General features: G+C 45.6%; 15 protein-coding genes. 7 read left to right on the top strand and 8 right to left on the bottom strand.

All coding sequences use genetic code 11. The annotated features are described in order from the left end of the window. Positions 1–43: 43 nt before the first annotated feature. The 4 genes from PN466_RS21030 to PN466_RS21015 form a co-directional block, all read right to left on the bottom strand. Positions 44–559: a hypothetical protein gene (locus tag PN466_RS21030; RefSeq protein WP_271943508.1), complete on the bottom strand. Its 516-nt coding sequence runs from the start codon at positions 557–559 to the stop codon at positions 44–46. A gap of 111 nt (positions 560–670) precedes the next feature. After that, the gene (locus PN466_RS21025; RefSeq protein WP_271943506.1) at positions 671–922 is read right to left on the bottom strand and encodes a hypothetical protein; all 252 of its coding nucleotides are present in this window, start codon (positions 920–922) and stop codon (positions 671–673) included. A gap of 48 nt (positions 923–970) precedes the next feature. Then, positions 971–2,176 carry a CheR family methyltransferase gene (locus PN466_RS21020; RefSeq protein WP_271943504.1) on the bottom strand — a complete coding sequence of 402 codons (1,206 nt, stop codon included), beginning with the start codon at positions 2,174–2,176 and terminating at the stop codon, positions 971–973. Beyond that, complete coding sequence (locus PN466_RS21015; protein WP_271943502.1) at positions 2,163–2,639, bottom strand: chemotaxis protein CheW; 477 nt, start codon at positions 2,637–2,639, stop codon at positions 2,163–2,165. Before PN466_RS21015 ends, PN466_RS21020 begins: the two co-directional genes overlap by 14 nt. A gap of 251 nt (positions 2,640–2,890) precedes the next feature. Here PN466_RS21015 and PN466_RS21010 point away from each other — a divergent pair, with 251 nt between their 5' ends. Both PN466_RS21010 and PN466_RS21005 read left to right on the top strand, forming a co-directional pair. Beyond that, positions 2,891–3,565: a vWA domain-containing protein gene (locus tag PN466_RS21010; protein ID WP_271943500.1), complete on the top strand. Its 675-nt coding sequence runs from the start codon at positions 2,891–2,893 to the stop codon at positions 3,563–3,565. A gap of 196 nt (positions 3,566–3,761) precedes the next feature. Next, entirely contained in the window at positions 3,762–4,652 is an 891-nt protein-coding gene (locus tag PN466_RS21005) for a hypothetical protein (RefSeq protein ID WP_271943498.1), read from the top strand. Between the two features lie 80 nt (positions 4,653–4,732). Here PN466_RS21005 and prmA read toward each other — a convergent pair whose 3' ends face one another. The 3 genes from prmA to codA all read right to left on the bottom strand — a co-directional run bounded on the left by prmA (position 4,733) and on the right by codA (position 8,010). Continuing rightward, positions 4,733–5,638 carry a 50S ribosomal protein L11 methyltransferase gene (gene prmA, locus PN466_RS21000; RefSeq protein WP_271943495.1) on the bottom strand — a complete coding sequence of 302 codons (906 nt, stop codon included), beginning with the start codon at positions 5,636–5,638 and terminating at the stop codon, positions 4,733–4,735. Positions 5,639–5,783: 145 nt separating this feature from the next. After that, positions 5,784–6,572: a TrmH family RNA methyltransferase gene (locus tag PN466_RS20995; RefSeq protein WP_271943493.1), complete on the bottom strand. Its 789-nt coding sequence runs from the start codon at positions 6,570–6,572 to the stop codon at positions 5,784–5,786. A gap of 199 nt (positions 6,573–6,771) precedes the next feature. Further along, entirely contained in the window at positions 6,772–8,010 is a 1,239-nt protein-coding gene (gene codA, locus PN466_RS20990) for a cytosine deaminase (protein WP_271943490.1), read from the bottom strand. A 76-nt stretch (positions 8,011–8,086) separates the two neighbouring features. Here codA and PN466_RS20985 point away from each other — a divergent pair, with 76 nt between their 5' ends. The 4 genes from PN466_RS20985 (at position 8,087) to PN466_RS20970 (ending at position 11,601) form a co-directional block, all read left to right on the top strand. Further along, positions 8,087–10,132, top strand: coding sequence for a serine/threonine-protein kinase (locus tag PN466_RS20985; RefSeq protein WP_271943487.1), 2,046 nt, complete (start codon positions 8,087–8,089; stop codon positions 10,130–10,132). Between the two features lie 43 nt (positions 10,133–10,175). Continuing rightward, on the top strand, positions 10,176–10,742 hold the full coding sequence (locus PN466_RS20980; protein WP_271943485.1) for a Uma2 family endonuclease: 567 nt from the start codon (positions 10,176–10,178) through the stop codon (positions 10,740–10,742). A 238-nt stretch (positions 10,743–10,980) separates the two neighbouring features. Next, on the top strand, positions 10,981–11,292 hold the full coding sequence (locus tag PN466_RS20975) for a type II toxin-antitoxin system VapC family toxin (protein WP_271943482.1): 312 nt from the start codon (positions 10,981–10,983) through the stop codon (positions 11,290–11,292). A gap of 87 nt (positions 11,293–11,379) precedes the next feature. Further along, a complete protein-coding gene (locus tag PN466_RS20970; RefSeq protein ID WP_271943480.1) occupies positions 11,380–11,601 on the top strand; it encodes a hypothetical protein in 222 nt (73 codons plus the stop codon). Between the two features lie 57 nt (positions 11,602–11,658). On the opposite strand, the gene PN466_RS20965 is transcribed toward PN466_RS20970, so the two are convergent. Continuing rightward, entirely contained in the window at positions 11,659–11,937 is a 279-nt protein-coding gene (locus PN466_RS20965) for a hypothetical protein (protein ID WP_271943477.1), read from the bottom strand. A 7-nt stretch (positions 11,938–11,944) separates the two neighbouring features. Here PN466_RS20965 and PN466_RS26070 point away from each other — a divergent pair, with 7 nt between their 5' ends. After that, complete coding sequence (locus tag PN466_RS26070; protein ID WP_271943510.1) at positions 11,945–12,430, top strand: tetratricopeptide repeat protein; 486 nt, start codon at positions 11,945–11,947, stop codon at positions 12,428–12,430. Positions 12,431–12,539 lie beyond the last annotated feature (109 nt).

The following is a 12,539-nucleotide window of genomic DNA, read 5'->3' as shown; positions in this document are numbered from 1 at the left end:
TCTCGATGAACTCGAAGAGGTTTTATACCAACGTTGCCGAAAGTTACTGACCCAGAGGGCATTGATTCGAGACTTGACCCGTTTTCATTGGTGGCGTGAAATCGCGGCTATACTTTGATTGATTCTCCGGACTTGATATAATTTGCACGACGGAGCGTTGTAATCTCTGGACGAGACCATTACTGAGGAATTGCCCAAACACCACAGCTAAGGTTGACCCCAGGCTGATAGCCAGGACGCTTAAAATCTGGGACTGGCGAATGGCTCTACTGGCATTGTTTTCTGCTCTGCTTCCTGTATCTTGGTTAATGTTGAGGGCTTCGAGTAAGGATGAAGTTGCCTCTTCAAATGAGGCCCGATTACGCTTGGCACGCTCGCGTAGTTGTTCTAACAGTCGAATTGCATTTTGTACCCTACGAAGTTCGCCTGGATTATTGGGGTCTTGGGCCATTAATTCTGCTTCTCTGGCATAGGGATCGAGAATCCCTAAACGTTCAAATTGCTCATTGAGTTGGAGAAATTCTTCATGATCGTCCTGCCACCTGTCCCAGTTACTCACCAGTTGCTGATAGTTTCTCTCTTCTTCTGGAGTGCAATCGGTTACTTCATATTGGTTAAATCCTTCGCTAATCTGATCCCAGCCTTTGCTAATTCTATCTAACTCTACTTGTCATTCTTCAGCCGTTAGTCCGGTGACTAAAAGAGCGCGTTCCGAAGATTTTATTTGGGTTTGACCTTCGTTAATTTTCCATAGTCCCACTAGACTGGGCAAGCTATTCTCACTTAAAATATGAATATTTCCACTTAAGCGCATGGTGGACGTTAAACCGATTAGGGCAACGATTAAAACCAAGCCTCCCATGAACATGAATGCAGTCTTGATTCGACCTTGTAAAGATTGATTTTTCAATAGGCTGTTCAAAATAAAAACTCCTGGTTATTATGGAGAAAGTTTTGAGTTTTTTGCTACTCACTGCTTTAAGCGTTCTGCTCCGATTAGATCTCCTCGATTTTCTTTGAGCAGAGAGAGGGCAATCAGGGCTTCGTAGCAGTTGGGATTCAGGTAAAGAGCTTTCTGAAAATAGCATTCTGCTTTAGTATTTTCGCTTTTGGCTTGATAGAGTGTCCCCACTAAGAGATAGGCTTCAACATTGGTATTATGCTTAATTAAATAGTTTTGACAATGATTCAGGGCTTCGTCAAGTTGTCCTCCATCGGCTAATTGCCGAGCTAATTCTAAATTAGCCGGATAGAGGGGGTTAGGGTTGGGCGGAGTGAATGAGCGTCTAGAGCTGGAATACAGACACTTAGAGGTATGGGATAAATCATTTTTGACCTGCAATGAGGAAGAGGCGATCGCCTCTTGTGGGGGAGAGAATGGAGTTGAGTCTATTTTTTGATACGCAAAAGTCAGGGGCTGGCGAATAGAGGTAAAGCGATCGCTGGGGATTTTTCCAGCTTCTGCGGCTCCGATTAACAGTAATCCATTAGGTAATAAGAGCTGCTCTAAGATTTGGGTCACTTGCGTACAGACCCTTAATTCGAGATAAATCAAGAGGTTACGACAGAAAACAATATGATACTGAATCGGATTTTGGGGAAAATAATCTAAAATGTTTCCGGCGTGAAAGTTAATGGTCTTTCGCACTGGGGCAATAACTTCATAGCCTTCTGGGGTGAGCTGAAAATAGCGATCGCCCCTCATCCACTTTTCTCCCCGAAAGGCTCTGTGCCGATAGATACCTCGTTTGGCTTTGGTGATCGCCTGTTGGCTAATATCGACGGCATCAATGGTGAACTGATCGGCAGATAAGCCAGCCTCTAATAGGGCGATCGCCATTGAATAGGGTTCTTCTCCCGTCGAGCAAGGAACACTCAGTAGACGTAAGGGTTGAGACGCGCAGGTGTTGAACCCGTCCGAATCTTGAATATTGGTGAGAAAATCAAACGGCCGCTGATCGCGAAAAAACCAAGTTTCCGGAACGACAATGTGTTCAATGAAGGCTTGCCATTCGCGATCGGAGGTTTGTAAAACCCTAAAATAGCGATCTAAACTTGGTAATCCGCAAGCAATCTGACGATCCTTTGCCACCTTAGCAATTTTTCCAGAGCCAACACTCGCGGCTGAAATTCCAGTTTTCTGACTCAATAAACCCTCAATTTTAGTTAGACTCATCCGTCTGTATGTCTCCTGCTGCAGCTAAATAAAATTGTCGGGCATCCGTAAACAATTGATCCAGATGAATGCGCTGAATCATGCCATTTTGATCCAGAATAATCCCCCCCAAATAAGGTGCGACATTCATATGTACATCCGAATTCACCAAGTCACTATCCGGTTTATCCAATGTTTTAATAATTCGTTCTGCCATTAATCCCAAATAAGGCATCGTCCGATCTTGGGTCATCGAGTTTACCATAATAATCCGGGTACTCAACTTAACCCCACTTGGTTTTCCCTGAATCAGATGACACAGATCGATCACTGGTGCAATGTTGCCTCGGTAGTTAAATAATCCCGCTACATAATCTGGCACATGATTAATCTTCCTCAAGGGTACTCTAGGAATCACCTCTACTACACTGGAACTCTCAATAGCATAAGAATCTTTTCCTAGATAGAAGAGTAACATTAACATGGTAATTGCCTAGAATCCTGAGAACACCTTTCAACAGAGGTTTAGGGGGTAAAACCCCACAGTAATACAACTAGGATAGGCCACCAACCGACTCCATGACCAGTTGGTTCGGGAATGAAGAAAGAAGAATGAATAATGAACAATTGTAGAGATAAGGGGCAGGTTCGCTATTCTCCCATTACCCATTACCCGCGCAAAGCACTATATACTTTTGATTAGCATAGAACCGGAGTAGAGATTAGTCGATCGCCATGCCTGAATCCTTAAGACTTGATGAAGCCGTTGAATTTGCGGAGAACCCAGAACCCCGTTGTCCCTGTGTCCTCTTGCTTGATACCTCTGGTTCCATGCAAGGAGAGAGCCTTGATGCTTTACACGAGGGCTTAGAAACCTTTCGCACTGACCTGAATAAAGATACCTTAGCTGCTCGTCGGGTGGAAGTGGCCATTGTCAGTTTTAATAATGAAATCAAGGTAGAACTGGACTTTGTAACCGCCGATCAATTTGAAACCCCCAAACTCAAATCCCAAGGAATGACTTATATGGGAGGTGCAATTAATACAGGCTTGGATTTAATTGAAGCGCGAAAAGCTGAATATCGCGCGAATGGCATTGCCTATTATCGTCCTTGGGTATTTTTAATTACTGATGGCGCACCCCAAGGGGAACCAGAAGAAGTGGTGCAAAAAGCCGCTCAACGCATCCAACAAGCAGAAAATAATAAACAAGTAGCCTTTTTTGCCGTAGGGGTGGAAAATGCTGATTTAGCTCAGTTAAGCGAGATTGTGGTGCGGACTCCCGTAAAATTAAAAGGCCTCAATTTTGTAGAAATGTTTCTGTGGCTATCTGCTTCCATGTCTGCTGTTTCCCATTCTAAGATTGACGATCAAGTAGCGCTACCTCCTCCAGGTTGGGGAACGGTTTAAGGAGTCGGGTAGCGGAGAAAGATAAGATCAGCTACTGGAAATGTAATAAGGTAGAGTAGGAAAAGATCCCCCTAGACCCACCTTAAAAAGAAGGATTTAGGGGGATAAAAATGTATCGGATAAAAGTAGAAAGTGTTGCGAGTAATAATTAATCAGTAAACGGTTTCAAAATTCAGGAGTAATTGAGGCAAGAACCATGAGTAAACCGATCTTTGAATTAGTTGATGAACTGCCCATAGATAATATTACCATTAAGTCGTTACGTGCCCTAGATTTTGTAGTTCCAGGAGAGTGGAATAACTTGGTGGGGTTTGAGAATAGCATCCGCACCATTACTGGGGAAGAGGATGAAGAGATGATTCAGGCGATCGGCGATCGCGCGATCGAACTCTTCAATGATAAAGCTGAAGGCTATCAACGGGCCCTTTGGCTCTATCAAACCGTCAGTGGAGCAGGTCGGGCCTTGGGAGCAGTTTCGTTAGCGAATATGGTTGGTGATAAAATTCCTTTAGTGGGTGGTTTGTTAACTAGCCTGACTCCCAAACCGGGTAAAGCTCAAACGATTGATTTATCCTTAAAGGTGGTGGCGGAATTGCTCGGATTTTGCTCAATTAATGGAATTCCTGGGGATAGTATTGGGGATTTTGTTGGTGCTTTAGGGGATTATAGTGGTGAGTCGTTAATGCGGATGGCGGCCCTGGTTTGTTTTGATGGTTTAATTCCGTTAGGGCCAGACTTTTTAGGTGTAGCGGCGGATTGGATTGGTGGTCTTTCTACGAGTGATTTAGAACAAAATCAGGGATTCCGGGCGATAGAAGATGCAATCCCTGGCAACGATCAAGAGAGTAAGTTGGGCTTTATTGGTGAATCGTTTGGTTCGGTTTCCAATTGGATGGGTGATTTTGTCAGCGATCGCGGCATTACGCCAACGAATGTGGCAAATAGTCTCCAAAGCTTTGTCGAATTCAGTGATGATAAATTAGACTATTTGGCCGCATTCCTGGATGTAAGTACCAATTATTATGAACATACTGGAATTCAGACTCTAGCCCATCGTTTAATTGAACGTGCAGTTGCCGAAATTTAAGGAAATAGGCAATAGGGAGACACTGAAAATAACTCCCTATTGCCTATTGCCTCTTCCCTCTTCCCTCTCCCCTCTCCCTTTCAATCCTCCAACTCGCGACGGATATTGAAACAACACCATTCTTTCCGTCGCCAAAGGGTTGCTACCATCCAACCATGTTGTTCTAAAGCATCAGCAACAGGTTTGGCTTGCTCTAAGAGGACACCACTAATAACTCCCCAGGTGCTGGGTTTAGAGATCGCCTCAAATTTGGGAATCAGATCGATCACGACTTCAGCCAAGATATTACAAAGGATGCCATCGACGGGGGCAGGGAGGGTTTCAATGAGTTCATTGATACTTCCTTGGGCAGCGATCAGGCGATCGCTTCCTAAATGATTGAGTTTGCCATTACAGATCGTCGCCTGAACAGCTAGGGGATGGGTATCAACGGCATAGACTTGATCTGCGCCCAACAATAGAGAGCCAATGGATAAAATGCCTGAACCACAGCCAATATCAGCTAAAACCAAATCTTCGTTTTTTTGAGGTTCACCTAGACGCATTTCTAACGATTCTAAGCAAAGTTGGGTAGTCGCATGACCTCCTGTACCAAAGGCAATCCCTGGATCTAAGTATAAGATGTGTCTATCTGGGGCTTCGGGAGGAGATAACCAAGCGGGACAAATAATGAAGCGATCGCCAATAGATTCCGGTTCCCAATGCTTCTTCCAGGTAATTGACCAATCTTCGTCCTCAATTAAGTGCCAGTGAACGCCAGGAACGGGTAGGGAAACGGTAAGGGCATCTTGGCGAAAACCAATGGATAAAGCCGCTAAATCGAGCAATTGGGCTTTTTCTTGGGGTAAATAGGCTTGCACTAACCGAGCGTTAGCTTTATTTTCGCTGCTGGTTCCTTGACAGCCAAATCGATCTAAACGCCAGAAAATCAAATCTTCTAAAGCTGGATCGCAGAGTATTTGAATTTCCCACCAGTGATTTGCCAAAATCCCTAAGCCTCCCTTAACGCCTTTTCCCGTAATGATTTATTCTTGACTTTATCAAAATATGGAGCTTTCCGCTGGGAATGGGTAATAGGTAATAGCTCCCTGAGCGGAGTCGAAGGGAGCGTCCCCCCATTCCCCCATCCCCCTATCTCCCCTCCGTCCATTGTCTTTGGCTTTCGTAGAGAATAAGAGCAGCGGCGATCGCCACATTCAGAGATTCTACTCCCTCAGCAATAGGAATGCTCACCTGGCGATCGGCTAAGTCGAGCAATTCTGGCGATAATCCTGCTCCTTCATTGCCCAATAACACCCAAGTCGGTTGTGTCCAGTTAATATCCCAGTAAGATTGGGGAGCATTAGCAGTCGTAGCGATAATTTGCATCTCCTGTTGACGGCATTGGGCGATAAAGTCGGGTAAACTCGGTTGCCTTGCCATGGGAACCTGAAACCATGCGCCCGCAGAAGCTCGTAGGACTTTAGGATGGTCTAAATCGACACTATCTTGGCTGAGAGCGATCGCGTCTAAACCGACGGCGGCACTGGTGCGAAGGATTGTGCCTAAATTTCCGGGATCTTGAAGCGTTTCTAGGATCAGTCCTAGTCGATGGAGTCGCGGGGATAGGGGGTTGGGCGCATCTCTGCGGAGAGTAGCAATTACACCATCAGGATTGACCGTAGTGGCGATCGCCTTTAACACCTCAGTACTCACCTGCTCCACCCGTTGACAGCACTCTTGCAATTGCGCCCCCAACTGGGCATTTTTTTGCAACCATTCGGGAGTATAGGCTGCACTGTCTAAAGCCGCATTCACCTGACAAGCGGCTTCTACCAAATGGGTTCCTTCTAGTAAACATAATTGGGCGATTTTACGCCCCTTGGCTTGATGCAACTTTCGTAATTGCTTCACCCAAGGATTTTGAAGACTGGTTAACATATAGCAGTGAAAGAGTTGATTAGGACAGTGAGGTTATGGTTTGAGGCAAGAGGCAATAGAAAATGTCCTAACTCTCCCTTTCTCAGCTATAGCACTTTGTGCTAGGGAATAGGGAATGGGGAATAGGATTGTGGTACATGGCTTTGGGGAATCAATAGTCTACTCCATAACAGCCCAAAGTACTATATCTCTAAACGATTTAAGTCTGCCAATGGACCTGGGGCGCATCTGTTCGTACCCGAATTTTACCTTGAGCAATGACAACCTCCACCGTTGCCCGTCGGCGAATGGCATCATAGGGACTATCAGCATCCAGAATAATGATATTCGCCGGCTTACCCACTTCTAAGCCATACCCATCAGATCCATTTAAAGTTTTTGCCCCCCCTGTAGTCACCATATCGTAGCAAGCATTAATTTCTGGTATCCCCGTCATCTGACAGACATGAACCGCCATATGAGCAACTTCTAACATATTGCCCGTTCCCAAACTATACCAAGGGTCTTGGATACAATCATGACCGAGGGATACATTTAAGCCATTTTGCCATAACTCTTTGACACGGGTAACACCGCGCCGTTTGGGATAAGTATCGGTGCGTCCTTGCAGGGTAATGTTAATTAAAGGATTGGCAATAAAGTTAATCTTCGCCCGTTTCAGTAACCCCATCAGCTTAAAGGCATAGGCATTATTATAGGAGCCGAAAGCCGTCGTATGACTCGCCGTTACTTGGGAACCGAGTCCACTACGAATCGCACAGGCAGCCACCACTTCTAAAAATCGGGCTTGATCGTCATCAATTTCATCGCAGTGAATATCAATTAGTTTATGGTACTGTTGCGCCAGTTCAAAGATGCGATGAACGGATTTTACCCCATCTTCACGGGTAAATTCATAATGAGGAATTCCCCCAACCGCATCTGCACCCAATTGCAGTGCAGTTTCTAAAAGCTGTTCGTTTTGGGGTTGTCCATAAATGCCATCTTGGGGAAAGGCGACGACTTGCAGCGTTAGCCAGTCTTTTACCTGCTCTCGCAAGTCCAATAAGGCTTTTAAGGCAATCAAGTTCGGTTCGCTCACATCGGCATGGGTGCGTACCCAAAGGACTCCTTGTGCGGCTTGCTGCTTGAGCGCTTTTAATGCTCTTTCTTGAACTTCTGCGTAACTTAAGGATTGCTTGCGATCGCCCCAAATGGCAATCCCTTCAAACAGGGTTCCGCTCTCATTCCAGCGGGGATCTCCCGCAGTCAGAGCAGAATCGAGATGAATATGGGACTCCACAAACGGAGGACTGATTAACTTATCCTTTACCCATAATTCCTGTTGACTGGGAGCATTGATTTCTGGGGCAATAGCGGCAATGTGACTGCCGGAAATCGCCAGATCCAGGCGATCGCCGTCTGGAAAACGCCCCCCTTTAATTACTACATCATACATACTTTCAACTCACCCATTACCCATTACCAGCGCGTTTCATGTCCGCGAAGCGGAAAGCACTATAAGATAGATCGATATGCCCCGCCCAACCTATGTTATGAGATATTGCCTCAACCCGGACTGCAAGCAACCTAAAAATTCTGACAGCAATACATTTTGTCAAAGCTGTCGAAGTGCCCTGTTGCTCAAAGACCGGTATAAAGCGCTCAAATGTATTGGTCAAGGGGGATTTGGGCGCACATTTTTGGGGATCGATCTCGATAAGCCTTCCCAACCCTATTGTGTCATCAAGCAGTTTTTTCCCCAAGCCCAGGGAACCAACAATGTGCAAAAGGCAACCCAATTGTTTGAACAAGAGGCAGTACGACTAGACGATCTGGGACAACATGCTCAAATTCCGGCTCTCTATGCCCACTTTACCCAAGATTCTCGCCAATATCTGGTACAAGAATTCATTGATGGACAAAACTTAAGCCAAGTTCTAGAACAAACGGGACGATTTAATGAGAACCAAATCCGCGATTTACTCTATAATCTTCTGCCGGTTTTAGACTTTATCCATCATCACCATATCATTCATCGAGATATTAAACCAGAAAATATTCTTTTGCGTGAAAATGGACAATTGGTTTTAGTGGATTTTGGTGCGGCGAAATATGCCACATCAACCGCTTTGTTGAAAACAGGAACAACGATTGGCACGCCGGAATATTTAGCGCCAGAACAAGGACGGGGACGGGCCGTTTTTTCCAGCGATTTGTATAGTTTAGGGGTGACTTGTCTGCATATGCTGACTGGAAAGTCACCGTTTGAGCTATTTGATATTCATGAAGATACTTGGATTTGGCGGCAGAATTTGGGCGATAATCCGATTAGTGAACCCCTAGCACAAATTATCGATCGCCTCATCGCCGATGCCATTAATCATCGCTATCATTCTGCCCAAGAGGTTCTCAAGGATTTGCAAGGTTTACCGAGTCTGGATCGTCGGGTTAATCAGCCCACAGCAACGATAAAACCAGTGGTTTCACCCTTAGCGTCTCAGTCCCCTTCCCTTCCTTCATCGGATCGCTGGCAGTGCGTCCATACTCTCAGTGGTCATACGCAATGGGTGGGGGCGGTGGCGATACATCCGAATTCTAGGGTGATTGCCAGTGGCTCAGAAGACCAAACTGTCCGCTTCTGGGATGGGGTGACGGGAGAGCATGAGGGAACCCTTCGCCGTCATGCTTTATACGTGAATGCAGTGGCGTTCAGTCCCAATGGTCGGTTTTTAGCCAGTGGGGGAGACGATCGCGCCATCTATGTGTGGGATTTACAACAAGGGGAATGGGGGCCGCAGTTGGGAGAGAGTCATGCAGGGGATCAGAGAAGTTATGGAGATGCAATTAATGCGATCGCCTGGAATCCTCAAGGAACGCTCTTGGCAAGTGCCAGTAAGGACCGCACCGTAAAGGTTTGGCAGCTTGACCCCACCGATTCCCGCTACGGAGAAGTAATCTATACTCTCAGTGGACATTTAGCCTCCGTGCGAGCGGTGAGTTTTAGCCCCAATGGGCAAATTATTGCCAGTGGCAGTGATGATAATAGTATTAAACTGTGGCATGTTGGGCGGGAAGTCGAGTTTGCAACTCTTGGAGATTTGGCTTCCCGCTTAAAGATTGTCAACGCCTTAGCCTTTAGTCCTGATGGAAATATTCTTGCCAGTGGAGGTTGGGATAACTTGGTGAAACTGTGGGATTTTGAGACGGGGAAAACGGTACAGATATTTGAGGGACATCAGGATTATGTGCGATCGCTTGCTTTTAGTCCCGATGGTCAATTTTTAGTCAGTGGTAGCGACGATCGCACCCTAAAAATTTGGCAAGTACAAACAGCTACCTTATTAACTACCCTAGATGGTCATCAAAATTCCGTCAATAGCGTTGCTTGGAGTGCCAATGGTCAATTTATTGTCAGCGCAAGTGCGGATAAAACCCTGAAGGTTTGGCAAGGAGAACCCCATCAACCCAAAATTCAAGATCGAACCGTGCAACAGATGACTCGCTCTACTCCCGTTACTTCTCGCCAACCCAAACGCCCCGTATATCGCCCTTCAGTCCATCAACCTTGGCTGGACTGAAAGGAAACGAGCAGCCAGAACCAATTGTTACTTTTTAATTGCAATGACTGATGTCGTCACCGAAAACTTAAGCCTAGAAAAATTTCTCGAACTCCCCAACCTCGAACACTCGCCCCCTTGGGAATACGTTGCGGGGAATGCCCTTCAGAAACCCATGCCTAAATTTCGCCATGCTATTTTACAGAAGCGACTGTTAGCTGCAATAGACCAGGCAAGCGATCGCTATCTCACTCTACCAGAACTGCGCTGTACATTTGCCAGTCGTTCCATTGTTCCCGATATTGTTGTCCTATCCTGGGATAAAATTCAGCTTAATAACGAGGGTGAACCGGAAGATAACTTCACCCAAGCACCAGATTGGTGTATTGAAATCCTTTCCCCCGATCAAAGTACCAATCGAGTCATTGATAATATTCTCCATTGTCTCCATCATGGCAGCCAATTGGGGTGGTTAGTTGACCCGAATGATTATTCGATCCTGATTTTAACCCCTCAACAAGAAATCCAAGTGTGTCGAGGGCATGATAGCCTGCACGTGTTATCCGATATAGACTTACAACTGACAGCACAGGACGTTTTTAGCTGGCTAAAGTTAGGTCAAAAAGAGTGAAATTTCCACCGAGTCTGCTAGAAATCGGGTTTCTTCCAACTCTGCTTGGCAATTCCATATTCCTGTAGAAACCCGATGGCTTCTCCCAAAACGGCGATCGCTGCATAGCCAATCATCAAAGCGGACAATATTGTAATATTTTGGGTTTGAGTTGAGAGGCGGATTAGATCGACTACCTATGTATGTAAGCCCGTCTTGAAATTGGTTAAGATTTAGGGTGAAAGTCAATCTGTGACCAATGAGAATAGTAGTTGATACGTCAACCATTATTGCTGTAATTGCTGGTGAAGCCGAAAAAGCCAAGTTGATTGAGATCACCAAAGATGCGATCGTCGTTGCGTCAGCCTCAATTGATTGGGAAGTAGGCAACGCTTTTTCAGCGATGCTTAAACGTTCGCGTATCGACCTTCAACAAGCTATTGAAGCCATAGAGGTTTATCAAGAAATTCCCTTGGAAATTGTGGAGATAAACTTAAAAGAGGCAGTCCGGTTAGCAGGAAAATCCAATATTTATGGCGATCGATGCCTATATCCTTCAATGTGCTATTGAACAGGGTTTACCACTAATCTCATTAGATAGAAATCTGGTTGACATTGCAAAACATGAGGGTATTCAAGTCATTGAGGTGGAGATATAATGGTCTACTCTTATTCTGAAGCGCAAGAACAACTTTCATCTTTATTAGAAAAAGCCTTAAGTGAGGGCGAAATCAAACTTAGAAACCAAGATGGGCGCATATTCGTTATTCGTCCAGAGCAACCCCTTAAATCCTCGCCCTTTGAGGTGCAAAGCCTGAAACTTCCCATTGATAAGGCAGATATTTTTGAAGCTATTGGAGAAAGTCGAGCCAGGTTTTAGAGACTATTTATTTGGTGGAGGTATTCACTCAAGCTATTACTTGCCAGAGCAATTAATTCAGGCGATCGCCAAAGGGTTAACGGTGTTAAGCAAAGATGAGAACTTTAAGTTGTATAGGGTCTCCCTATTATCATTTTGAACGTTAACCGCCCCCACCCAACAGCAGAAACCCGGTTTCTGCTGTTGGGTGGCTATTGCATATCTCTGTAGAAACCCGGTTTCTTCCCCTTCACCCATGCGATCGCTACAATACAGACTAAGAGATTGGGCGAGATCGCCAACCCAAACCCATTTTTCATTTTTAATTGACCTTATGGATGCAGAAGATCTACTCAACTAAGGGATAGAGCAATTCAACAAAAGTCAGTTTCGTGAAGCTATTGCCTCCTGGGAACAGGCGCTTGCTCTCTATCGGGAAATGGGAAATCGCCAGGGAGAAGCGGCTTCCCTGGGAAATCTGGGCAATGCTTACTATTTATTAGGGCAATACAAAAGAGCGATCAACTTGCACCAGCAGTCTTTAACCATAGCCCAGGAAATAGGAGATCGCCAGGGAGAGGCTTCTTCCCTGGGAAGTTTGGGTATTCTTTACGATGCCCTAGTCGAACTCTATTCCCGTCCCGGAGAAACCGACGTACAATTAGCCGATCGCTTTCGCCAATGGTGTGAATCTCGCCCCTCTATTGCCCAAGCCGTTACCAATAAAATCTGCACCGCTGCTGCTGGACGCACCACCAGCAATCCTTCTGCCGAAACCGTCAGAAAATCTGACGAACGCCTAAAATCCAATACCGAACGACTAATATCAAGTCCGTTGAATAAGTTGTGATATAGCAGTGAGTTCACTCCACCCGTAAAAATCGGTTAACCCTCCAATTAATTCTGGCTGTTTCAATAAGGTTTGGCAGCGCTGGTACAACACTTCTTCTAGCTGATCG

The sequence above is a fragment of the Roseofilum reptotaenium CS-1145 genome (assembly GCF_028330985.1).
GTDB lineage: Bacteria > Cyanobacteriota > Cyanobacteriia > Cyanobacteriales > Desertifilaceae > Roseofilum > Roseofilum reptotaenium.
Note: the sequence above shows the minus strand (reverse complement) of the source record. Positions and strands in the feature narration are given on the sequence as shown.